18 protein-coding genes are annotated in these 22,537 nt (G+C 63.5%); 15 read left to right on the top strand and 3 right to left on the bottom strand.

The window, feature by feature from the left end:
• Nucleotides 1-50: 50 nt before the first annotated feature.
• Nucleotides 51-2,114, top strand: coding sequence for a M3 family metallopeptidase (locus PYH37_RS28905; RefSeq protein ID WP_280734925.1), 2,064 nt, complete (start codon nt 51-53; stop codon nt 2,112-2,114).
• Nucleotides 2,115-2,181: 67 nt separating this feature from the next.
• Here PYH37_RS28905 and PYH37_RS28900 read toward each other — a convergent pair whose 3' ends face one another.
• A complete protein-coding gene (locus PYH37_RS28900; RefSeq protein WP_280734924.1) occupies nt 2,182-3,360 on the bottom strand; it encodes a dihydrodipicolinate synthase family protein in 1,179 nt (392 codons plus the stop codon).
• A 319-nt stretch (nt 3,361-3,679) separates the two neighbouring features.
• Here PYH37_RS28900 and PYH37_RS28895 point away from each other — a divergent pair, with 319 nt between their 5' ends.
• From PYH37_RS28895 to PYH37_RS28875, 5 genes are read left to right on the top strand one after another with little or no spacing between them, the layout of a single operon-like run.
• The gene (locus PYH37_RS28895; protein ID WP_280734923.1) at nt 3,680-4,723 is read left to right on the top strand and encodes a LacI family DNA-binding transcriptional regulator; all 1,044 of its coding nucleotides are present in this window, start codon (nt 3,680-3,682) and stop codon (nt 4,721-4,723) included.
• Nucleotides 4,720-5,721, top strand: coding sequence for a Gfo/Idh/MocA family protein (locus tag PYH37_RS28890; protein ID WP_280734922.1), 1,002 nt, complete (start codon nt 4,720-4,722; stop codon nt 5,719-5,721). Before PYH37_RS28895 ends, PYH37_RS28890 begins: the two co-directional genes overlap by 4 nt.
• A 26-nt stretch (nt 5,722-5,747) precedes the next feature.
• Nucleotides 5,748-7,361 (top strand): acyl CoA:acetate/3-ketoacid CoA transferase, encoded by a 1,614-nt coding sequence (locus PYH37_RS28885; RefSeq protein WP_280734921.1) that lies wholly within the window; start codon nt 5,748-5,750, stop codon nt 7,359-7,361.
• On the top strand, nt 7,354-8,133 hold the full coding sequence (locus PYH37_RS28880; RefSeq protein ID WP_280734920.1) for an enoyl-CoA hydratase/isomerase family protein: 780 nt from the start codon (nt 7,354-7,356) through the stop codon (nt 8,131-8,133). Before PYH37_RS28885 ends, PYH37_RS28880 begins: the two co-directional genes overlap by 8 nt.
• On the top strand, nt 8,133-9,641 hold the full coding sequence (locus PYH37_RS28875) for an aldehyde dehydrogenase family protein (protein ID WP_280734919.1): 1,509 nt from the start codon (nt 8,133-8,135) through the stop codon (nt 9,639-9,641). The genes PYH37_RS28880 and PYH37_RS28875 overlap by 1 nt, the downstream gene beginning before the upstream one ends.
• Nucleotides 9,642-9,745: 104 nt before the next feature.
• On the opposite strand, the gene PYH37_RS28870 is transcribed toward PYH37_RS28875, so the two are convergent.
• Nucleotides 9,746-10,831 carry a LacI family transcriptional regulator gene (locus PYH37_RS28870; RefSeq protein ID WP_280734918.1) on the bottom strand — a complete coding sequence of 362 codons (1,086 nt, stop codon included), beginning with the start codon at nt 10,829-10,831 and terminating at the stop codon, nt 9,746-9,748.
• A 334-nt stretch (nt 10,832-11,165) separates the two neighbouring features.
• Between PYH37_RS28870 and PYH37_RS28865 the strand changes: the two genes are divergently transcribed.
• The 9 genes from PYH37_RS28865 (at nt 11,166) to PYH37_RS28825 (ending at nt 21,134) form a co-directional block, all read left to right on the top strand.
• A complete protein-coding gene (locus tag PYH37_RS28865) occupies nt 11,166-12,410 on the top strand; it encodes an ABC transporter substrate-binding protein (RefSeq protein WP_280734917.1) in 1,245 nt (414 codons plus the stop codon).
• Nucleotides 12,411-12,594: 184 nt separating this feature from the next.
• The gene (locus tag PYH37_RS28860) at nt 12,595-13,473 is read left to right on the top strand and encodes a carbohydrate ABC transporter permease (RefSeq protein ID WP_280734916.1); all 879 of its coding nucleotides are present in this window, start codon (nt 12,595-12,597) and stop codon (nt 13,471-13,473) included.
• Nucleotides 13,473-14,354 carry a carbohydrate ABC transporter permease gene (locus PYH37_RS28855; RefSeq protein ID WP_280734915.1) on the top strand — a complete coding sequence of 294 codons (882 nt, stop codon included), beginning with the start codon at nt 13,473-13,475 and terminating at the stop codon, nt 14,352-14,354. Before PYH37_RS28860 ends, PYH37_RS28855 begins: the two co-directional genes overlap by 1 nt.
• A gap of 4 nt (nt 14,355-14,358) precedes the next feature.
• Entirely contained in the window at nt 14,359-15,471 is a 1,113-nt protein-coding gene (locus PYH37_RS28850) for an ABC transporter ATP-binding protein (RefSeq protein ID WP_280734914.1), read from the top strand.
• Nucleotides 15,468-16,988, top strand: coding sequence for a GMC oxidoreductase (locus PYH37_RS28845; RefSeq protein ID WP_280734913.1), 1,521 nt, complete (start codon nt 15,468-15,470; stop codon nt 16,986-16,988). Before PYH37_RS28850 ends, PYH37_RS28845 begins: the two co-directional genes overlap by 4 nt.
• Nucleotides 16,985-17,758: a 3-ketoacyl-ACP reductase gene (locus tag PYH37_RS28840; RefSeq protein ID WP_280734912.1), complete on the top strand. Its 774-nt coding sequence runs from the start codon at nt 16,985-16,987 to the stop codon at nt 17,756-17,758. The genes PYH37_RS28845 and PYH37_RS28840 overlap by 4 nt, the downstream gene beginning before the upstream one ends.
• A 114-nt stretch (nt 17,759-17,872) precedes the next feature.
• Nucleotides 17,873-19,528: a GMC family oxidoreductase gene (locus tag PYH37_RS28835; RefSeq protein WP_280734911.1), complete on the top strand. Its 1,656-nt coding sequence runs from the start codon at nt 17,873-17,875 to the stop codon at nt 19,526-19,528.
• A 12-nt stretch (nt 19,529-19,540) separates the two neighbouring features.
• Entirely contained in the window at nt 19,541-19,858 is a 318-nt protein-coding gene (locus PYH37_RS28830) for a Dabb family protein (protein ID WP_280734910.1), read from the top strand.
• A gap of 4 nt (nt 19,859-19,862) precedes the next feature.
• Nucleotides 19,863-21,134 carry a glycerate kinase type-2 family protein gene (locus PYH37_RS28825; protein ID WP_280734909.1) on the top strand — a complete coding sequence of 424 codons (1,272 nt, stop codon included), beginning with the start codon at nt 19,863-19,865 and terminating at the stop codon, nt 21,132-21,134.
• A 170-nt stretch (nt 21,135-21,304) separates the two neighbouring features.
• Here PYH37_RS28825 and PYH37_RS28820 read toward each other — a convergent pair whose 3' ends face one another.
• Nucleotides 21,305-22,537 (bottom strand): pyridoxal phosphate-dependent aminotransferase, encoded by a 1,233-nt coding sequence (locus tag PYH37_RS28820; protein ID WP_280734907.1) that lies wholly within the window; start codon nt 22,535-22,537, stop codon nt 21,305-21,307.

Raw genomic sequence — 22,537 nt, 5'->3', positions numbered from 1 at the left:
CCGGCTAGCCGATTCCGTGCCACGCCGGCCCGCATGCGAAAGGAACCCTCATGACCGTCAGCGCTTCGCTCAATCCCGCTTTGGTGAACTGGACCGGACACGAGGGCCTGCCTCGCTTCGACGCGGTGAGGGACGAGGACTTTGCACCCGCCTTCGATGCGGCATTCGCCGCACATGAGGCGGAAATCGACGCGATCGCCAACAATCCCGAGCCGCCGACCTTCGAAAACACCATTGTCGCCCTGGAAATTGCCGGCGACGAGCTTTCCCGCGTTTCGGCGCTTTTCTGGAACAAGGCAGGCGCCCACACGAACGATGTGATCCAGGCGCTCGAACGCGAGATCGCGCCGAAGATGTCGCGGCATTATTCGAAGATCGGCACAAACCCGGCCTTGTTCAGGCGCATCGACACGCTGTGGGAGAAACATGAGGAGCTCGGCCTCGATCTCGAGGCCACGCGCGTGCTCGAGCGGCACTGGAAGGGCTTCGTCAAATCCGGCGCCAAGCTCGACAAGCCGGACCAGGAGCGGCTTTCGGCGATTAACGAGACACTCGCCGGGCTCGGCGCGAAATTCGGCCAGAACGTGCTTGCCGACGAAAAGAACTGGGCGCTGCTGCTGACGAGCGAAGAGGAACTGGCGGGACTGCCGGACTTTCTCAAGGACGCGATGGCGGCCGTTGCCCGCGACAGGGGCGAAGACGGCAAATATGCGGTCACGCTGTCGCGTTCGATCATTGAGCCGTTTCTAACTTTCTCCGACAACCGCGAGCTTCGCGAACAGGCGTTCAAAGCCTGGACGGCGCGCGGCGAAAACGGTGGCGAGACCGACAATCGCGGCATCATCGCCGAGACGCTGGCGCTTCGTGCGGAGAAGGCAAACTTGCTCGGCTACGAGAACTATGCGGCGCTGAAGCTCGACGACACGATGGCGAAGACGCCCGAAGCCGTGAACGGGCTGCTGATTGAGGTCTGGGAGAAGGCCGTCGTACGCGCCCGCGAGGAAGAGGCGGACCTCGCCAAGCTGATTGCCGCCGAGGGCGGCAATCACTATGTGATGCCGTGGGACTGGCGCCACTACGCCGAAAAGCTGCGGGCCCAAAAGTTCAGTTTCTCCGAAAGCGAACTGAAGCCCTATTTGCAACTCGAAAAGATCATCGATGCGTGCTTCGACGTCGCCCATCGTCTCTTCGGCATTACCGTGACGGAGAAGAAGGGCGTTGCCGGCTACCATTCCGATGTTCGCGTTTTCGAGATCCGCGACGCTTCGGGCCGACTCGTCGCCCTCTTCCTCGGCGACTATTTCGCCCGCTCATCCAAGCGCTCCGGCGCCTGGATGAGTTCCTTCCAGTCGCAGCACAAGCTGAAGCTGAAGAACGGCGCCGTTGGCGAAATTCCGATTGTCTACAACGTCTGTAATTTCGCCAAGCCCGCCGATGGCAAACCGGCGCTGCTGTCGATCGATGACGCCCGTACCCTCTTCCACGAGTTCGGTCATGCGTTGCATGGCATGCTGTCCGACGTCACCTACCCGTCCGTATCGGGTACCAGCGTTTCACGCGATTTCGTCGAGCTGCCGTCGCAGCTCTACGAGCATTGGCTGACCGTGCCGCATATCCTGAAAAAATACGCAGTGCACTATCGGACCGGCGAGCCGATGCCGGAGGCGCTGCTCGACAAGGTGCTGTCGGCGAGAACCTTCAATTCCGGCTTCGCCACCGTCGAGTTCACCTCCTCTGCGCTTGTCGACATGGCCTATCATACGGCGGGGGCCATCAGCGATCCGATGGCGTTGGAGGCGGTGACGCTTGAGAAGATCGGCATGCCGCAATCGATCGTCATGCGCCATCGTAGTCCGCATTTCCTGCATGTCTTTTCCGGCGACGGCTATTCCGCCGGCTATTATTCCTACATGTGGTCGGAAGTGCTCGACGCCGACGCCTTTGCCGCCTTTGAGGAGACCGGCGATCCTTTCCACCCGGAGACGGCGCGCAAGCTCAAGGACAACATCTACTCCGTCGGCGGCGCCATCGATCCGGAGGACGCCTACAAGGCCTTCCGCGGCAAGCTGCCGAGCCCCGACGCGATGCTGGCAAAGAAGGGGTTGGCGACATAACGGGCCAGCCTTCTGGAGGCTTCGGTTTCCTCGAAGAGGCGCGCGCCCATCGTGGTCGATTCCAAAGCTACCGCCAGGCCGCTTGCTCAATACCGAAGACGGAGAGCAGATTGCGCATCCGCGCCGCCGCCAGTTCCGGCTTGTCAAGTACGTTGGCCCGATCCGCCAGGCGGAAGATCTCGGCATAATGCAACAGGCCACGAGCGGACTGCATGCCGGCCGGCATGGTGAAATGGCGCTGGTGACCATTCAGCCAGGCGAGAAAGACGACGCCGGCCTTGTAGTATTGCGTCGGCGTCTCGAAGATCTTGCGCGACAGCGGTACCGTCGGCTCGATGACGCCGCGGAAGGTCGCGAGATCGCCGCGCGCCAGTGCCGCCAGCGCCTTTGAGGCTGACGGCGCGACGGCGTCGAAGATCCCGAGCAGCGCATGGCTGTATTTTTCGCCGTCCCCCTCGATCAGTTCCGCATAGTTGAAGTCATCGCCGGTGAAGCAGAGGACGCCTTCCGGCAGCCGGTTGCGCAGCGCCACTTCCTTGGCGTTGTCGAGCAGGGAAATTTTGATGCCTTCGACCTTGGCGCTGTTCTCGCCGATGATCGACAGCACCGTTTCGAGCGCCTCCTCGAAATTCACCGATCCCCAATAGCCATTGAGCTGCGGATCGAACATGTCGCCGAGCCAGTGGAGCACGACCTTGTCCTTCGCCTGGCGCAGGATGTGGCCATAGACATGCCGGTAGTCGTCGGCGGAGCGCGCCACGCGGGCCAGCGCCCGGCTCGCCATCATGATCGCCCGCCCGCCATAGGCCTCGACGAAGCCGATCTGTTCCTCATAGGCGGCAATGACGTTCTCGATCGACCGCGCCTCGGTGGGCGAAAGCTGGTCGGTGCCGGCGCCGCAAGCGAGATCGGCGCCGGCGACGCTGCGTGCCTCCTGGAGCGAGCGGCGGATCAATTCCTGTGCGCCGGGCCAGGAAAGCCCCATGCCGCGCTGTGCCGTGTCCATCGCCTCGGCGATGCGGAAGCCGAGGCTCCAGAGGTGGTGGCGAAAGCCGAGCGTCGCTTCCCAGTCGATCGCGGGGTTTCCCCACGGATCGGCATCGCGAAGCGGATCGGAAACCACATGCGCCGCTGCATAGGCGATGCGATTGAAAACCGGTACCGCACCGGGCCGGGCAATCGGCGTTCCCTGGAGCCGGTATTCTTCGAGCGAGCCGTCTTGGCGCGGCAACATCAGGCTGGTCATCGGCGAGCGTCCTCCTCTAGCTTGCTGCATCGAATAATTTAGATCGTTCCAAACTTCAAGCTCGAATATCGCTTTTGCCGCCCATCGCCGGGCGTCTCGCCTATGCCGGAAGCATCGAAATTATCCCGGAGAAAGGCTGGCTTGCGTTTCGAGGATAGCTAAGTTACGGAAAGAATGATGATTTTCCACTCCTCGCCGCGACGACCTGATTTCGTGGCCGATCTACTGACCATCAAAAAAAGTGACAGAACCCTCTTGACGAGTTTGGAACGTTCCAATTATTAAAGGTGCAAGAGGTGAAATTCGTGGGAGGCCATTCATGGCGAAGGAGCGGGTGACGGTTATCGACATAGCGCGCGCCGCCGGCGTGTCGAAGTCGACCGTGTCGCTCGTCCTTCAAGGCAGTTCGCTGGTTAACGAGGCGACGCGGGCGAAGATCAACGCGGCGATCCGCGAGCTCGGCTATGTCTATAACCGCAGCGCCGCAAACCTGCGCCAGTCGAAATCGAAGATCATCGGCATCGTCGTCAATGATCTGACCAACAGCTTCTTCGCGGAACTCGCCGTCGGCGTCGATGCGGTCGTGCAGTCGGCGGGCTTCGTCCAGTTCCTCGCCAATACCGGCGAAAAGATCGAGCGCCAGCGCGAGGTGATTGCGTCGATGCGGGAGCACGGCACATCCGGGCTGATCATTTCGCCGGCGCGCGGCACCGAAGCCGCTGACCTCGCGCCGCTCGTCGCCAGCGGCATTCCCGTGGTGCTCGTCGTTCGCGATATCGCCGGGGCAGGCGTTTCATCACTGATCTCGGACAATCGCGCCGGCGCCCTGGCGGCCGTCCGCCACTTGATCGGCCTGGGCCATCGCCGCATCGCCTTCCTCGGCGGCTTCGCCGACACAGCCGTTTTCGAAGCGCGCATGCGCGGCTATCGCGATGCGCTAGGCGAGGCGGGGCTGAGTGCCGGCGATGAACTGATCATCGGTTCTGCGCCGTCGCGTGCCGGCGGCGTTGTCGCGATCGAGCAGGCGATGATGCTCAAAGAGCGGCCGACCGCGGCGCTCTGCTTCAACGATGCCGTCGCCTTCGGGGTTTGCGACGGTCTCAGGTCTCGGCGTCTGGAGCCTGGCGCGGATTTCGCGGTGATCGGCTTCGACGACGTGATCGAGGCGAAGACGGCGGTGCCGGCGCTGACCACGGTTTCCGTCGATCCGCAGGGCATGGGCGAGCGCGCCGCGGAGTTGCTGCTGAAGCAGATCCATGCCGGGCGTGCGGAGCCCGAGGCGATCGTCAGCCCGGTGCGGCTCGTCGTCCGCCAAAGCTGCGGCGCGCCTGTCGAGCGCAGAGTGAAGGAGATTTCGTCATGATTCGGTGGGGATTGATCGGCGCGAGCACGATCGCGCGCGAATGGGTGATCGGTGCCATCCGTGCCGCCGGCGGCGAGGCGGTATCGGTGATGAGTTCGAATGCCGAGCGTGGACAGGCCTATGCGACGGAGAACGGCATCGCGAAGGCCGTCACCAATCTCGACGATCTCGTTGGCGATCCGAACGTGGATGCGGTCTATATCTCGACGACGAACGAGCTTCATCACGATCAGGCGCTCGCGGCGATCCGCGCCGGCAAGCATGTACTCTGCGAGAAGCCGCTGGCGATGAACCTCAATGACGGCTGCGAAATGGTGCTGATGGCGTGTGAGGCCGGCGTCGTGCTCGGCACGAACCATCACCTGCGCAATGCCGCGACGCACCGCGCCATGCGCGAGGCGATCAAGGCGGGCCGGATCGGCAGGCCGATCGCGGCGCGGGTGTTCCACGCCGTTTATCTGCCGCCGCATCTGCAAGGTTGGCGGCTCGACAAGCCGGAAGCCGGCGGCGGCGTCATCCTCGACATCACCGTGCATGACGCCGATACGCTGCGTTTCATCCTCGATGACGATCCGCTTGAGGCCGTGGCGATCAGCCACAGCGCCGGCATGGGCAAGGAGGGGCTCGAGGACGGCGTCATGGGCGTGCTGCGCTTCCGCTCCGGCGTGATCGCTCAGTTCCATGATGCGTTTACGACGAAATACGCGGAGACCGGGCTCGAAGTGCACGGCACGGAAGGCTCGCTGATCGGCCGCAATGTGATGACGCAGCGGCCGGTCGGTACGGTCTTGCTGAGGAACGAGGAAGGTGAGAGCGAGTTGCCGCTCGATCACCGAAATCTCTATGAGACGGCGCTCAACGCTTTTCATGCCGCCATTGCAGGAAACGGCCGGCCTTCGGCCACGGGCGAGGATGGGGTCTGGTCGCTCGCCACCGGACTCGCCGTCGTCAAGGCAGCGGCCACCGGCGTGGCTGCCCCAATCGAACCGGGGCTTTGAACCGCATGTCCTTCCGACCCGAACATATGAGCAAGCATATTTCCCCGGCCGAAGCGGCGGGCCTGATTCCGGATGGAGCAATTGTCTCCGTGTCCTCCTCCAGCGGCCTTGGCTGCCCGGACCTGATGCTGAAGGCGATCGGCGACCGCTTCGACGCGACCGGCCACCCGCGCGGCTTGACGACGTTGCATCCGATCGCCGCCGGCGACATGAGCGGCATCAAGGGCGTCGACTACATCGCCAAGAAGGGCCTTCTGAAAACGATCATCGGTGGCTCCTATCCGTCCGGCCCATCGAGCGCCGAGCCGCCACTGATCTGGCAGATGATCGGCGCCGACGAGGTGGCGGCCTACAATATTCCGTCCGGCATCCTCTTTGACATGCATCGCGAGGCGGCGGCCAAGCGCCCTGGCGTCATGACCAAGGTCGGGCTCGACACCTTCGCCGATCCGTCGCGCGAAGGCTGTGCCATGAATGCGTCGGCCGCGGCAGAACCGGTCGTGAAGAAGATTGCCTTCGAGGGCGAGGACTGGCTGTATTTCAAGGCGATCGCTCCGCAGGTCGCAATCATCCGCGCGACCACGGCGGACGAGCGCGGCAATCTCACCTATGAACATGAAGGCGCCTATCTTGGCGGCCTCGACCAGGCGCTGGCCGCCCGCAACAATGGCGGCATCGTCATCGCCCAGGTGAAGCGCATCGCCAAGGGAGGCACGCTGAAGCCCCATGACGTGCGCGTGCCAAGCATGCTCGTCGACCATATCGTCGTCGATCCCGACCAGAAGCAGACGACGCAGACGCTCTACGATCCCGCTATTTCCGGCGAAATCTTCCGCCCGCTCGACAGTTTCCGCGTGCCTGAATTCAACATCCAGAAGGTGATTGCCCGCCGCGTCGCTCAGGAGCTCGAAGCCGGAAGCGCGGTCAATCTCGGCTTCGGCATCTCCGCCAATGTGCCGCGCATATTGCTCGAAGAGGGGCTGCACGGCGCGGTCACCTGGGTGATCGAACAGGGCGCGGTCGGCGGCGTGCCGCTGCTCGACTTCGCTTTCGGCTGCGCCTCGAATGCCGACGCCTTCATGCCGTCGCCCTACCAGTTCACCTATTTCCAGGGTGCCGGCTTCGACGCGTCGCTGCTCTCCTTCCTGGAGATCGACCGCACCGGCTCGGTCAACGTCTCGAAACTCAGCTTCCGGCCGCACGTGACGGCGGGCGCCGGCGGTTTCGTCGACATCACCGCGCGGGCAAAGAAGATCGTCTTCTCCGGCATGTTCAATGCCGGCGCCAAGCTCTCGGTCGCCGAGGGCAGGCTCGTCATCGAGAAGGAGGGCAAGCTTAAGAAGCTCGTCAATCAAGTCGAGCACGTCACCTTCTCCGGGCGCCGCGCCGTCGAACAGCGGCAGGACATCACCTATGTCACGGAGCGCTGCGTGATGAAGCTGACGCCGGAAGGCCTCGTGCTCACTGAAATCGCACCGGGGGCAGACCTGCAGACTGATATTCTCGACCAGTCGGAATTTCCGCTGACCGTCTCCGACCGGCTGAAGCGGATGGATGCGGCACTGTTCCACGAGGCGCCGTTTGGCCTGGCGCTTCCTGCAAAGGCGCGGCGCAGCATTGCGGGAGGTGCAAATGGCTGATGACCGAATCCGCGTCGATTTCGACGGGCCGGTCGCGACGATGACCGTCGCCCGCCCCGAAAAGCTCAATGCCTTCGACATCGACATGCTGAAGGCGCTGGCTTCGGCCTGCGACACGGTCGAGGCGAACCGCGACGTGCGGGTCGCGATTCTGACCGGCGAGGGCAAGGCCTTTTCGGCCGGCGGCGATATCAAGGCCTGGGGCGGCATGAATGCGGCCGCCTTCGGCTATGACTGGGTGCGCTTCGGCCACCGCGTCTTCGAGCGGCTCGCGACCTTGCGCATGCCGGTGATTGCGGCACTGAACGGCCACGCGCTCGGCGGCGGCCTGGAGCTCGCTGCCGCCGCGGATATCCGCATCGCCGAAAGCCAAGTGAAGATCGGTCTGCCGGAGACGGGCCTCGGCATGGTGCCCGGCTGGTCCGGCACGCAGCGTCTGGTCGCGCGCTTCGGCGCGCAGATCGTGCGCCGCATGGTGCTCGGCGGCGAAATGTTTTCGGCGGAAGAGGCGAAGGCCGAAGGGGTGGTCGATGCCGTCGTCGAGACGGGCACGGTGATGGCGGCGGCGCGGAACTATGCGGCGCGGATCGCCAGCCGCGGGCCAGCGTCGCTCGAAATATCGAAACTGATGATCGCCTCGGCGAATGGCGAGGACAACGGCGCCGCAGTCGAGACGCTCGGCTCGATCCTCGTCGCCAAGACCGGCGATCTCAAGGAGGGCATCGCTGCCTTCAGCGAAAAGCGCGAAGCGCGCTTCAAGGGAGAATGGTGATGACGGTTCTGGTGAGGCCGAAGGCGCTCGGCGACTATAAGGCCCGCGACTTTCGCATGCTGATTGACGGCCAATGGGTGGCGGGCGCCGAGGGCCGGACGATAGAGCGGGTGGCGCCGGGGCACGGCGTCGTCGTCAGCCGCTACCAGTCGGCGACGAAACCTGACGCTGAGCGTGCCATCGCCGCGGCACGGCGCGCATTCGACGAGGGGCCCTGGCCGCGCATGACGGCGTCGGAGCGCTCGCTGATCCTGCTCAGAGCCGCAGATATGATCGCGGCCCGCGCGGACGAACTCGCCTTTCTCGATGCGATCGAATCCGGCAAGCCGATAAACCAGGCAAAAGGCGAGCTCGCGGGCGCGGTCGATATCTGGCGCTATGGCGCGGCACTTGCCCGCGACCTTTCCGGCGAGAGCTACAACACGCTCGGCGACGGCACGCTCGGCGTCGTGCTTCGCGAGGCGATCGGCGTCGTCTCGATCATCACGCCCTGGAACTTCCCATTCCTGATCGTCAGCCAGAAGTTACCATTCGCGCTCGCTGCCGGCTGCACGACGGTGGTGAAGCCGTCGGAGCTCACCTCCGGCTCGACGCTTGTTCTCGGCGAAATCCTCGAGGCGGCCGGCGTGCCGGCCGGCGTCGTCAACATCATCGTCGGCACAGGCCCGGAGGCCGGTGCGCCGCTGACGAGCCACCCGGATGTCGATATGGTTTCCTTCACCGGCTCGACCGGTGTCGGGCGCCTGACCATGGCGAACGCCGCACAGACCTTGAAGAAGGTCTCGCTGGAACTCGGCGGCAAGAACCCGCAGATCGTCTTCCCCGACGCCAATCTCGACGAGTTCGCCGATGCCGCCGTCTTCGGCGCCTATTTCAATGCCGGCGAGTGCTGCAATGCCGGTTCGCGGCTGATCCTGCATCGCGATATTGCCGAGGAGGTGACGGCGCGCATCGCAAGCCTCTCGGCAAAGGTCAAGGTTGGCGATCCGCTCGATCCCGAAACGCAGGTTGGCGCGATCATCACGCCGCAGCATCTGGAAAAGATCGCCGGCTATGTTTCTTCCGCTGCCGGCGAGGGCGCGACAGTCAGCCATGGCGGAGCGGCGCTTGATCTCGGCATGGGGCAATTCATGGCACCGACAATTCTTTCCGCTGTCAGGCCGGAAATGGCGGTCGCGCGTGAGGAGGTTTTCGGGCCGGTCCTTTCGGTGCTTACCTTCGAGACGACGGAAGAGGCGATCCGCATCGCCAACTCGATCGATTACGGGCTTTCGGCCGGCGTCTGGAGCCGCGATTTCGACACTTGCCTGACCATCGGGAGGCGCGTGCGTGCCGGCACCATCTGGACGAACACCTTCATGGACGGCGCATCGGAGCTGCCCTTCGGCGGCTACCGGCAATCGGGTCTTGGCCGCGAACTCGGGCGGCATGCGGTGGAGGATTATACCGAAACCAAGACGCTGAACATGCATATCGGCCAGCGCACCCACTGGTGGATGCCGCGTTGAGATCGACGGAAGGCGAGTGGAACATGGACTTGCGCACAATGAGCGCAGAAAGAATCGGGAAAGGAGGTTTGGGGCCGGCCCTTGGGCGCTCGGCTGCGTCCGCTTCAGCTCGCCTCGTCTCGGACTGCGATCTCGGGCGGCCGCGTCTCGAAGGGAAGCTCCGGGCTCAGCAGCAGTTGCAGCTCGCGCATACTCAAGCTGCCGCCGATGCGGCGCAGAAGAATGTGCCCCATGTGCTCGCCGGTTGCCGTCAAATCCTCGTAGATGGTATCGACCCGCGGCTGGATCGCGCTCAAGAGATGCGACGTCTGCTTGGCGACGATGTCGTATTCGACGCCGAGTGTCAGTCCGTAATCGCTCATTCCGGTGATCGTCGCCAAGGCACAGACTTCGCCGCCGCAGGCGAAGCCGTCCGGCGGATCCTTTTCCGTGTTGCGCCGGCGAATCCGGTCCCGGATCGCGCCGGCCGGGCTGTCGAGGTCGATGTCGGAGAGGATTTCATAGGCGCAGCCGGCTTCGCGCACGGCCGTCATGAAGCCATGCAGAATGTGTCCGGAGAAGGTGAAGCCAGCCGGGCCGCTGATCAGCGCCGGCTTGTGCCGCCCCTTGGCGATCAGCCGGCGCGTCGCCTCGTAAGCGAAGGTGAAATTGTCGTGGTCGACGAAGGGATGCGCCGTGGCGAGCTCGGTGCGGCCGTGGGTGACGAAGGGAAAGCCGGTCTCCGAAAGCAGCATGACGCGTGGATCGAGCGGTTCGGTGCGCGAAAAGATCAGCCCGTCCGCCATGCCGTTGCGGATGATGTAATTCACCGCATCGAGGTTTGCCCCGTTGAGGAAATTCGGCATGACGATCAGGTGATAGGAGGTGCCCTGCAGGGCCTTGGCGACGCCGGCCATCACGGAGGTTCCATAGCCGAGGATCTCCTCATGCGGCTCCAGCAGAACCGCGATCACATTGGTGCGGCCGGTCTTCAGGCGCTGGGCGGCGCGGTCGGGCGAGTAGCCGATATCGATCGCCACCTGGCGCACGCGCTTCCGCGTCTCGATCGATATCTGCGGCGCATTGGCGAGCGCCCGCGAGACCGTGGTCACGGCAAGCCCGGTGATGTCTGCGATGGTGCGCAGGGTCGGCTTTCCACGCCCCTTTGCGGGACGGCTCTCGGAACGCGAGGGTTTGGAAGGATCGGCCAAATGATTGCTTTCCTGCGAAGGCTGAAGAGCGGCATTTGTAACGTGACGCGAACCGATAGGCAATCGTATGATGAAAACGTTTTAAGTCCCCGAAAAGGGCTGGTTTTGTTGCTCCGCAGCATGTTTCTGTCGCGCCGAACGCAGGAAATTCAGTCAGTTTTGGGTCAAAGACAGCCTACAGGTGCGGTCTGCTTGACTTGAGGGAACTTGTAACGTTTTAAATTGGGCGGGCGGCGCATGCCGCAAGCCCACTGCCGGCCTCCCAGAGGGGCGGCATTCAAAAAAAGGCGGGAGGAGGTTTCCGCTTCGGTAACTTGCAAACGGGAGGAAAACGATGCGCAAGTTGATGACGACGACGGCTGTTGCAGCACTGATGTTGACGGCGACGGCCGCGCACGCAGCTGAGAACGTGGAAGTGCTGCACTGGTGGACGTCCGGTGGCGAGGCGGCAGCACTCGACGTTCTGAAAAAGGACCTGGAAAGCAAGGGCATTAGCTGGACCGACATGCCGGTCGCCGGCGGCGGCGGCACGGAGGCCATGACGGTGCTACGTGCTCGCGTCACCTCCGGCAACGCGCCGACGGCGGTGCAGATGCTCGGCTTCGACATTCTCGACTGGGCCAAGGAAGGCGCCCTCGGCAATCTGGACGAGGTTGCGGCCAAGGAAGGCTGGGATAAGGTTGTTCCGGCCGCGCTGCAGCAGTTTTCCAAATATGACGGCCACTGGATCGCCGCTCCGGTCAACGTTCATTCGACGAACTGGGTGTGGATCAACAAGGCGGCGCTCGACAAGGCCGGCGGCAAGGAACCGACGACCTGGGAAGAGCTGATTGCGCTGCTCGACAAGTTCAAGGAGCAGGGCATCACCCCGGTCGCCCATGGCGGTCAGGCCTGGCAGGATGCGACGATCTTCGACGCGGTCGTCCTTTCGCTCGGCAACGACTTCTACAAGCAGGCCTTCATCGATCTCGACCCTGCCGCACTCGGCAGCGACAAGATGAAGGAAGCCTTCGATCGGATGACGAAGCTGCGCTCCTATGTCGACGACAACTTCTCCGGCCGCGACTGGAATCTCGCTTCCGCCATGGTCATCGAGAACAAGGCCGGCCTGCAGTTCATGGGCGATTGGGCGAAGGGTGAATTCCTGAAAGCGAAGAAGGTGCCCGGCACCGATTTCGTCTGCATGCGCTTCCCGGGGACGCAAGGCTCCGTCACCTTCAACTCCGACCAGTTTGCGATGTTCAAGGTTTCCGAAGACAAGGTTCCGGCGCAGTTGCAGATGGCATCGGCGATCGAAAGCCCGACATTCCAGTCGGCCTTCAACGTCGTCAAGGGCTCAGTACCGGCCCGCACCGACGTTCCGGATACCGACTTCGACGCTTGCGGCAAGAAGGGCATCAAGGATCTCGCCGAAGCCAATTCCAAGGGCACGCTCTTTGGCTCCATGGCGCACGGCCATGCCAACCCGGCCGCCGTCAAGAATGCGATCTACGACGTGGTGACCCGCCAATTCAACGGCGAGCTCAGCTCGGAAGATGCCGTGAAGGAACTGGTCGCGGCGGTCGAAGCCGCGAAGTAACGGGTTCATACCCGGGTCCGGGGTGCTGCCAGCGCCCCGGACGCCCTAAGCCCATGCAAGCGTCCTCGAAGCGCCGCGCCCCCGCGGACGCCGCGGAGGAGCTTTGAAACTTCAAACCTGCGTATGCCCTGACGGAGCACATCATTTTCCGTCCTGCACGATACGCCACGAGTGGTGACCGCCCATGGATAGCCGCAGCCGATTGCAGGAATTGGTGCCCAAGCTGGTGCTAGGCCCGAGCTTCCTCATCGTCCTGATCTTTGTCTACGGCTTCATAGCCTACACCGGGTTCCTGTCGCTGACGGGCAGCAAGATGCTGCCGTCTTACAATTTTGTCGGCTTCAGCAACTACAGCAAGCTCTGGGCCTTGCCGCACTGGTGGCGGGCGGTCAGCAACCTCGCGATCTTCGCGACGCTCTATATCGTGATCTGCTCCGTACTCGGCCTGGCGCTCGCGATCCTGCTGGACCAGAAAATCCGGGCCGAAGGATTCCTGCGGCCGATCTATCTCTATCCGATGGCGCTGTCCTTTATCGTGACGGGAACGGCATGGAAGTGGTTCCTCGATCCCGGCATCGGACTCGAGAACACCATGCACCTCTGGGGCTGGGAAAGCTTCTCCTTCAACTGGATCAAGGATCGCAACTTCGCGATCTACTGCGTCGTCATTGCCGCCGTCTGGCAATCCACCGGCTTCATCATGGCGATGTTCCTGGCGGGCCTGCGCGGCGTCGACAATGAGATCATCAAAGCCGCCCAGATCGATGGGGCGTCGACCCCGACCATCTACCGGCGGATCATCATTCCGCTGATGCGGCCGGTCTTCCTGTCGGCCTTCGTCGTCCTCGCTCACCTTGCCATCAAGGCCTACGACCTGATCATCGCGCTGACCGGCGGCGGGCCGGGGCAGGCGACCGAGCTGCCGGCGACCTTCATGTATTCCTACACCTTCACACGCAACCAGATGGCCATCGGCGCCTCTTCGGCGATCATCATGCTGGTGATGATCTTCTCGATCATCGTTCCCTATCTCTATTCCGAAGTCCGGGGAGGAAAACGCTGATGGGTGCTCCCAGTCCAGAGAACGTCATCTCGCACAATCGCCTCGTGCGGGCGCTGATCTATGCGGCGCTGATCCTCTTCGCGCTCTATTCGCTGCTGCCGCTCTACGTGATGGTGGTCAACTCGCTAAAGCCGCTCGATGAAATTCGCCAGGGTGGCATGCTGAACCTGCCGCAGGTCTGGACCATCGAGCCTTGGCTTTCGGCTTGGTCGACGGCGCAGATCGGTGTGCAGCCGACCGGCCTGCGCCCCTTCTTCATCAACTCGATCCTGATGGTCGTTCCGGCCGTCGCGATCTCGACGATGATCGGAGCGCTCAACGGCTACGTGCTGACGAAATGGCGCTTCCCGGGAGCAAACGTGTTCTTTGGCATGCTGCTCCTCTCCTGCTTCATCCCCTTCCAGATCGTGCTGATCCCGATGGCCCGCATTCTCGGCATTCTCGGCCTCGCCGGGTCGATCTGGGGGCTGATCCTCGTCCATGTCGTCTACGGCATCGGCTTCACGACGCTGTATTTCCGCAACTACTACGAGGCCTTTCCGACCGAGCTCGTGCGGGCGGCGCAGATCGACGGAGCAAGCTTCTTCCAGATCTTCTGGCGCATCCTGCTGCCGTCCTCCGGGCCGATCATCGTCGTCTCGGTCATCTGGCAGTTCACCAATATCTGGAACGACTTCCTGTTTGGCGCCTCGTTCTCCGGCCCCTATTCGACGCCGATGACGGTCGCGCTCAACAACCTCGTGAGCTCGTCGACGGGGGTCAAGGAATACAACGTCCACTTCGCGGGCGCGATCCTCGCCGCCCTGCCAACACTGATCGTCTACATCGTGTCCGGCCGCTACTTCGTCCGCGGGCTGATGTCCGGCGCCGTGAAAGGATAAGCCCATGTCATTCCTGAAGATCACCAATCTACGCAAATCCTACGGCTCCCTGGAAATCCTCAAGGACATCAATCTGGAGATCGAGGAGGGCGGTTTCCTCGTGCTCGTCGGCCCTTCCGGCTGCGGCAAGTCGACGCTTCTGAATACGATCGCCGGCCTCGAGCCGATCACGTCCGGTGACATCGCCATCGCCGGCCGGTCAGTTTCGGGACTTCATCCGTCGAAGCGCGACATCGCCATGGTTTTCCAGTCCTATGCGCTCTATCCCAACATGACGGTGGCCGGAAACATTGCCTTCGGCATGGAAATCCGCGGCGTGCCGAAGGAGGAGCGCGAGAAGGCGATCAAGCAGGTCGCCGACATGTTGCAGATCGGTCATCTGCTCGACCGCAAGCCGAGTCAGCTTTCGGGCGGCCAGCGCCAGCGCGTCGCCATGGGCCGCGCGCTGGTGCGTAATCCGCAGGTCTTCCTTTTCGACGAGCCCTTGTCGAACCTCGACGCGAAGCTGCGCGTCGACATGCGCACCGAGATCAAGCGTCTGCATCACCGGATGAAGACGACGATCGTCTATGTCACCCACGACCAAATCGAAGCGATGACGCTCGCAACCAAGATCGCGGTGCTGAAGGACGGGGTCTTGCAGCAGTTCGGAACGCCGGCGGAGATTTACAACAACCCGGCCAATATGTTCGTCGCCGACTTCATGGGATCGCCGGCGATGAATCTTCTGACCGCGCGCATCGAAAAAGCCGGTTCCGATGTGGCCGTGACGCTCTCCCGGCCAAACGCCGAGCCGCTGAAGCTCGCGATCCCGCATGATGGGGCGCTTTCCGCCTACGCCGGCAGGGACGTGGTGTTCGGCATCCGTCCGGAGGCGCTGACCGATCCGGACGGCGCCGACCGCAATGCCAAGTTCGTGGCCGAGGGGGAGTGCCTGATCGAGGTCGTCGAGCCTGCCGGATCCGACACCTTTGCGGTCACCCGGCTCGGCGGCAAGGAAATTGTCGCCCGTCTGCGCGCCGATGCGCGCATTGCGCCCGGCCAGATGTCACGACTCGCTTTCAATCTCGACAAGGCGGTGTTCTTTGATCCGCAAAGCGAGAAGCGGATCGCATGAGCGTCAGCATGCAGAGCCAGCCGGATATCGTCATCATCGGGTCGGGAGTGGGCGGTGCTACCGTAGCGGCGGGCCTTGCCGCCTCGGGCGCCGAAATCCTCATCCTCGAAGCGGGCGTCCATATCGAGGATCGGCCGGAAAACCGCGATCAGCGGGCGATCTTCCAACGCGGCCACTTCCGGCCGAAGGAAATCTGGTACGAAGCTGGCGGTGCCGGTTTCAACCCCGGAAACTATTACAATGTCGGCGGCAATTCGAAGTTCTATGGCGCTGTGCTCACCCGCTATCGCCGCGAAGATTTCGAGGAGATGCAGCATCTCGAAGGCGTCTCGCCGGCCTGGCCGTTTCCCTATGAGGAACTAGAGCCGTGGTATGCCAGGGCCGAACAGCTTTACCAAGTCCGCGGCACGCTGGGCGAGGATCCGACCGAACCCGCTCATTCGAACAGCTACGCCTATAATCCAGTGCCCGACGAGCCGGCGGTCGCCAAGGTGCGGCAGCGCCTGCGCGAGATTGGGCTGCATCCCTATTCGCTGCCGCTCGGCATCGACATCGATCGTTGGCTCGCCAAGGCGAAAACGCCGTGGGATGCGCATCCGAACAGTTTCGACGGCAAGATGGACGCCGAGACGGCGGCGCTGACCACTGCGCTGGAATATCCGAACGTCAGGCTCCAGATCGGTTCGCGCGTCACGCGCCTGAAGACCGTGCCAGACGGCAAGACGATAGAGACCGTTTTCTATGTCAAGGACGGTGTAGAGCGGAGCATCTCGCCAAGGCTGGTCATTCTTTCGGCTGGCGCGGTGCAATCGGCGGCGCTGCTGCTGCGTTCCGCCGATGACCGCAATCCGAGAGGGCTTGCCAACCGCTCGGATCAGGTCGGCCGCAACTTCATGAATCACAATTCGAGCGCGGTGATCGCGTTCAGCCCCTGGTATCGCAACGATTCGATCTATCAGAAGACGTTCGGGCTCAACGATTTCTATTTGTCGGACGGGGAGGGCGGGCCGCCGCTCGGCAATATCCAGCTGCTCGGCCGCGTCTCCGGAGCGATCCTCAAAGCGAACATGCCATCGGTTCCGGAATGGCTGCTCCATCAGGTTTCCGGCCGGGCGATCGATTTTTATGCGATGAGCGAAGATCTGCCGTCGCCGGAAAGCCGGGTCATGGTCGACGGTGATCGCATCGTGCTGAAATGGGTGCGGACGAACTGGCAGGCACATCTCAATCTGGTCGCCAAGGTGAAGGCCGTGTTGCGGCGGGCTGGCTTCCCGGTCGTTCTGGCCCGAGCGTTCGACAAACGCACGCCGTCACATCAGTGCGGGACGGTCAGGATCGGCAATGATCCCGGCATGGCGCCGCTCGACATCTATTGCCGCGCCTTCGACCATCCGAACCTCTTCGTCGTCGATGCCAGCTTCCTGCCGACTTCGGCTGCGGTCAATCCGGCGCTGACCGTCGCGGCACAGGCGCTGCGGGTCGCCGATCACATCGTTCGAGAGGATCTTCGATCATGACGGAAGCAAGACGCCCGGTCGCGATCGTCACCGGCGGCCGGCGCGGCATCGGGCTCGGCATAGCCCGGGCGCTCGCCGTAAGCGGCTTCGATATCGCCATTACCGGCATCGGCGATGCGGAAGGCGTGGCACGGGTCATTGCCGATCTCGGCGCGCTCGGTGCGCGGGCCGTCTTTCTCAGGGCCGATCTTGCCGACCTCGGCAGCCATCAGGCGAGCGTCGATGCGGTTGCCGCAGAATTCGGCAGGATCGACTGCCTCGTCAATAATGCCGGCATAGCCCCTGTCGTGCGCGGCGATTTCCTCGATCTCAAACCCGAGAACTTCGATGCGATCGTCGGCATCAATCTGCGCGGCACCGTCTTTTTCACGCAGGCTGTGCTGAAGGCGATGCTGGCGACGCCAGCCGCCGCGCCGCGCTCAATCGTCAACATCACCTCGGTCTCTGCAGCGATGACATCGCCGGAGCGGCTCGACTACTGCATGAGCAAGGCGGGGCTTGCGGCCTTCAGCCAGGGCCTGGCCCTCAGGCTTGCCGAGACCGGCATCTCGGTTTTCGAGGTCCGCCCCGGCATCATCCGTTCCGACATGACCGCGGCGGTCTCCGGCAAATACGACGCGCTGATCGAGGCCGGGCTGGTGCCGATGCGGCGATGGGGCGATCCCGAGGATATCGGCAATATCGTCGCCGGGCTTGCCAGCGGCAAATTCGGTTTCGCCACGGGCTCGGTCATCCAGGCGGACGGAGGGCTATCGATCAGCCGTCTGTGAGTGGCCCCTCACCCTAGCCCTCTCCCCGCGTGCGGCGAGAAGGTGGCGGCAGCCGGATGAGAGGCGTGCCACAATCATACCCCGCGAAAAACGCGGACCTTGAGGACGATGTGAATGACCTATGACTACATCATCGCAGGTGCCGGCCCCGCGGGCTGCGTGCTTGCCAATCGCCTGAGCGAGGATCCGATGGTCAAGGTGCTGCTGCTCGAAGCGGGCGGCAGCGATTGGAACCCGCTGTTCCACATGCCGGCCGGCTTTGCCAAGATGACGAAGGGCGTTGGAAGCTGGGGCTGGCATACGGTGCCGCAGAAGCACATGAAGGGCCGGGTGCTACGCTACACGCAGGCAAAGGTGATCGGCGGTGGCTCGTCGATCAATGCGCAACTTTACACCCGTGGCAACGCACTCGACTACGATCTCTGGGCGAGCGAGGATGGCTGCACCGGCTGGGACTATCGCAGCGTGCTGCCCTATTTCAAGCGCGCCGAGGACAATGAGCGTTTCGCCGATGATTATCACTCCTATGGCGGCCCGCTTGGCGTCTCGATGCCGGTCTCGGCTCTGCCGATCTGCGACGCCTATATCCGCGCCGGTCAGGAACTCGGCATTCCCTATAACCACGATTTCAATGGGAAACAGCAGGCGGGTGTCGGCTTTTACCAATTGACGCAGCGCAATCGCCGGCGCTCCTCCGCCTCGCTCGCCTATCTTTCACCGATCAGAGATCGCAAGAATCTGACGGTGCGTACCGGCGCTCGCGTCGCCCGCATCCTGCTTGAGGGCAAACGGGCGGTCGGCGTGGAGGTGGTGACGGCGAAGGGCAACGAGACGATCCGCGCCGATCGCGAGGTCTTGGTTTCTTCAGGTGCCATCGGCTCGCCGAAGCTGCTGTTGCAGTCGGGCATCGGCCCGGCCGATCACCTGCGTTCGGTCGGCATCGAGGCCCGCCATGATCTCTCCGGCGTTGGCGGCAACCTTCAGGACCATCTCGATCTTTTCGTTATCTCGGAATGCACGGGCGATCACACCTACGACAACGCCGCCAAGCTGCACCGCACGCTCTGGGCCGGGTTGCAGTATGTGCTCTTCCGCTCCGGCCCCGTCGCCTCTTCGCTGTTCGAGACGGGCGGCTTCTGGTATGCCGATCCGAACGCCCGCTCTCCGGATATCCAGTTTCATCTCGGCCTCGGCTCGGGCATCGAGGCTGGCGTCGCCCGGCTCAAGAATGCCGGCGTGACGCTGAACTCGGCCTATCTGCACCCGCGCTCGCGCGGAACCGTTCGGCTTGCTTCCGCCGATCCGGCGGCGGCCCCGCTGATCGACCCGAATTACTGGGAGGACCCGCATGATCGGAAAATGTCGATCGAGGGATTGCGGATCGCTCGCGAGGTCATGCAGCAGCCGGCCCTGAAGTCCTATGTGCTGGCGGAACGTTTGCCGGGTAACAACATCAAGACGGAAGACGAGCTCTTCGAATACGGCTGCGCCAATGCCAAGACCGATCATCATCCGGTCGGCACCTGCAAGATGGGAACAGACGCGATGGCGGTTGTGGACCTGGAACTGAAAGTGCATGGGCTTGAAGGTTTACGCGTCTGCGACAGCTCGGTGATGCCGCGGGTCCCGTCGTGCAACACCAACGGCCCGACGATCATGATGGGTGAGAAGGGCGCCGACATCATCCGGGGGCTGCCGCCGCTGCCGCGCGCGATCTTTCAGTATGAGCGCAACGATACCCGCCCGCGCGCCCGCGCCGATATCTGCTGAGGCGGGATGACCATGATTCGGCATTGTGTTTTCATCCGCTTTCGCCAAGAGGTGAGCGAGGCTGAAAAGGCCGCGATCTTTGCGGAGATCGCGGTCCTGAGCGAGCGTCTGTCGGGCTTCCTCGGCGCGCATATTGGCGCCAATGTCAGCCCGGAGACGGGCATGGACAAGGGTTATTCCCAAGGATTCATCGTCGATTTCGCCGATGCGGCGGCGCGCGATGCCTATCTGGATGATCCTGAGCATCGCAGGGCCGGCGGAAAAATCGTTGCAGCGGCGCAAGGCGGCGTACAAGGTGTCTTCGTCTACGACCTCGAAATCCCGGATTGATTCCATGGCATCGATCGAGCCACGCTCCTTTCTCACAGTTCTCTTCGAGGCTGCCGTCGCGGCGGCTGATCCCTACGCCGCCATTCGGGCCCATTTGCCGGCGCGGCCGAAGGGGCGCACCATCGTCGTCGGCGCCGGCAAGGCGGCGAGCCAGATGGCGGCCGCCTTCGAGCGCCTCTGGGACGGTCCGTTGGAGGGCGCCGTCGTCGCGCGGCACGGACCGGTCGAGACATGCGAGCGGATCAAGGTGCTGCAATCGGCCCATCCGGTGCCCGACGAGGCGGGGCTCGTCGCCTCGTCGGCGCTCCTAAGGCTGGTCGAAGGATTAACGCGGGATGATCTGGTGGTGGCGCTGATTTCCGGCGGTGGCTCGGCGCTTTTGCCGGCGCCGCCCGAAGGCCTGACGCTCGAAGACGAGATTGCCGTCAACAAGGCCTTGCTCGCCTCCGGCGCGCCGATCTCCGCGATGAATGTCGTGCGCAAGCATGTCTCGCGGATCAAGGGTGGCCGGCTCGCCTTTGCCGCATCGCCGGCGCGCGTCGTCAGTCTGGTCGTCTCGGACGTTCCCGGTGACAACCCTGCCTTCGTCGCCTCCGGCCCGACGGTGCCGGACCGGTCGCGCGTCGAGGAGGCGCGCGAGATCGTGGCACGTTATGCCATGGCTCTGCCCGAGCGGGTGATGGCGCATCTCTCTTCCGATGCCGCGCGTGCGCCCAGTCCAGACGATCCGGCCTTTGCCGGCAACGAATACCACGTGATCGCCTCGGCGAGCGTCTCGCTCGAAGCGGCGGCGGTGCGGGCGCGGGAGAGAGGCTTCGAGGCGATGATCCTCTCGGATGCAATCGAGGGCGAGGCGCGCGACATCGGCCGCATGCATGCGGCGCTCGCGCGCGAGGTGATGCTGCGCGACCGTCCATTCGCCAAACCCGTCGTGCTACTTTCCGGCGGCGAGACCACGGTGACGATTTCCGGCGACAGTTACGGCAGGGGCGGGCGCAACAGCGAATTCCTGCTGTCGCTGGCACTCGATATCGATGGCGTCGCCGGGATCGATGCGCTTGCCGCCGACACGGACGGCATCGACGGCTCGGAGGACAATGCCGGTGCCTTTGCGGACGCGACGAGCGTGGGCCGCATGCGGGCGGCAGGCGTCGATCCCCGGGCGCATCTCGCCCGGCACGATGCCTGGTCGGCTTTCGCCGCGAGTGGCGATCTTTTTGTTCCTGGGCCGACCGGCACGAATGTCAACGATTTCCGGGCGATATTGATTCGCTGATCGGCGCGCCCGCGCGGCGGGCGGACGTCCCGCTCCGCGTGCGCCAGCAGATCTCGAAAAGTGCTGACCAGTCGGCGCCGAAATTGGCGGCCGCATCGTTCCGTTGCGTCGGAGCTGTGCTGTGCCGAGAGCGGGAAGGGCGGCCAGGCTGTCGGCCGCCTCTCCAATTCTCAGGAAAGCCGCGCGCAGGCGGCGGCGATGCGGGCGAGCGCTTCCTGCAGTTCCGCCTCCGAGGTCGCATAGGAAATACGGAAGAAGGGCGAAAGCCCGAATGCGGAACCCGGGACGACGGCGACATGCGCGTCTTCCAGGAGATAGGTACAGAAGTCCGTATCCGTCTCGATCTTTCTGCCCGAGGGTGTCACCTTACCAAGCAGGCCGGCGCAACCGGAGAAAGTGTAGAACGCGCCTTCCGGCACGCGGCAATCGAGACCATCGATCGCATTGAGCCGGCTTACCACAAGGTCGCGGCGGCGCCGGAAGCTCGCGGTGCGCTCTTTCAAGAAATCCTGCGGGCCGGTGAGTGCCGCGACGGAAGCTGCCTGGCTCACCGATGCCGGGCAGGAAGTCGCCTGGCTCTGCACGACCGCCATCGCCTTGATCAGTTCGCGCGGGCCGCCGGCATAGCCAATCCGCCAGCCGGTCATCGCATAGGCTTTCGACACTCCGTTGACGGTCAGCGTGCGTTCTTTCAGACGAGGCTCGAGCGCGGCCGGGGTGACGAAGCGGAAATCGTCATAGACGATATGTTCGTACATGTCGTCGACGAGCAGCCAGACATGCGGATGCTTAAGCAGGACGTCGAGCAGCGGCCGGTAGTCGGCGGCGCTGTAGGCGGCGCCCGACGGGTTCGAGGGCGAGTTCAAGAGCAGCCAGCGCGTCTTCGGCGTGATCGCCGCTTCGAGCTGTGCTGCCGAGAGGCGGAACCCCGCCGCTGCATCGCAGGCGATCAGCACCGGCTTGCCCGCGCAGATCTGGACGATATCCGAATAGGAGGTCCAGTAGGGCGTGGGGATGATCACCTCGTCGCCGGGATTGATCGTCGCCATCATGGCGTTGAAGAGGATCTGCTTGGCGCCGGTCGCGACGGTGATCTCGTCCGTCTCGTAGATGAGGCCGTTCTCGCGCTGAAACTTTTCGCGGATCGCCATCTTCAGCTCCGGCGTGCCGTCGAGCGCGGTGTACTTCGTCTCGCCGCGCTGGATCGCTTCCCAGGCCGACCGCTTGACGTGGTCCGGCGTGTCGAAATCCGGCTCGCCGGCGCCGAGGATGATGACCGGCTTGCCCTCGCGCTTCATGGCGCTGGCACGGGCGCCGATCTTCAGGATTTCCGAAACGCCGATCGAGGAGATCCGCGAGGCGGGCAGAAAGCCCACCTCCTTGACCGTTGCATTGATGGTCAT

The sequence above is a fragment of the Sinorhizobium numidicum genome, assembly GCF_029892045.1.
Classification (GTDB): domain Bacteria; phylum Pseudomonadota; class Alphaproteobacteria; order Rhizobiales; family Rhizobiaceae; genus Sinorhizobium; species Sinorhizobium numidicum.
Note: the sequence above shows the minus strand (reverse complement) of the source record. Positions and strands in the feature narration are given on the sequence as shown.

Bases quoted from the DNA above. Each gene is read 5' to 3' on its own strand.
- PYH37_RS28905 (WP_280734925.1), top strand. From the start codon at position 51: ATGACCGTCAGCGCTTCGCTCAATCCCGCTTTGGTGAACTGGACCGGA.
- PYH37_RS28900 (WP_280734924.1), bottom strand. From the start codon at position 3,360: ATGACCAGCCTGATGTTGCCGCGCCAAGACGGCTCGCTCGAAGAATAC.
- PYH37_RS28895 (WP_280734923.1), top strand. From the start codon at position 3,680: ATGGCGAAGGAGCGGGTGACGGTTATCGACATAGCGCGCGCCGCCGGC.
- PYH37_RS28890 (WP_280734922.1), top strand. From the start codon at position 4,720: ATGATTCGGTGGGGATTGATCGGCGCGAGCACGATCGCGCGCGAATGG.
- PYH37_RS28885 (WP_280734921.1), top strand. From the start codon at position 5,748: ATGAGCAAGCATATTTCCCCGGCCGAAGCGGCGGGCCTGATTCCGGAT.
- PYH37_RS28880 (WP_280734920.1), top strand. From the start codon at position 7,354: ATGGCTGATGACCGAATCCGCGTCGATTTCGACGGGCCGGTCGCGACG.
- PYH37_RS28875 (WP_280734919.1), top strand. From the start codon at position 8,133: ATGACGGTTCTGGTGAGGCCGAAGGCGCTCGGCGACTATAAGGCCCGC.
- PYH37_RS28865 (WP_280734917.1), top strand. From the start codon at position 11,166: ATGCGCAAGTTGATGACGACGACGGCTGTTGCAGCACTGATGTTGACG.
- PYH37_RS28860 (WP_280734916.1), top strand. From the start codon at position 12,595: ATGGATAGCCGCAGCCGATTGCAGGAATTGGTGCCCAAGCTGGTGCTA.
- PYH37_RS28855 (WP_280734915.1), top strand. From the start codon at position 13,473: ATGGGTGCTCCCAGTCCAGAGAACGTCATCTCGCACAATCGCCTCGTG.
- PYH37_RS28850 (WP_280734914.1), top strand. From the start codon at position 14,359: ATGTCATTCCTGAAGATCACCAATCTACGCAAATCCTACGGCTCCCTG.
- PYH37_RS28845 (WP_280734913.1), top strand. From the start codon at position 15,468: ATGAGCGTCAGCATGCAGAGCCAGCCGGATATCGTCATCATCGGGTCG.
- PYH37_RS28840 (WP_280734912.1), top strand. From the start codon at position 16,985: ATGACGGAAGCAAGACGCCCGGTCGCGATCGTCACCGGCGGCCGGCGC.
- PYH37_RS28835 (WP_280734911.1), top strand. From the start codon at position 17,873: ATGACCTATGACTACATCATCGCAGGTGCCGGCCCCGCGGGCTGCGTG.
- PYH37_RS28830 (WP_280734910.1), top strand. From the start codon at position 19,541: ATGATTCGGCATTGTGTTTTCATCCGCTTTCGCCAAGAGGTGAGCGAG.
- PYH37_RS28825 (WP_280734909.1), top strand. From the start codon at position 19,863: ATGGCATCGATCGAGCCACGCTCCTTTCTCACAGTTCTCTTCGAGGCT.
- PYH37_RS28820 (WP_280734907.1), bottom strand. From the start codon at position 22,537: ATGACCATCAATGCAACGGTCAAGGAGGTGGGCTTTCTGCCCGCCTCG.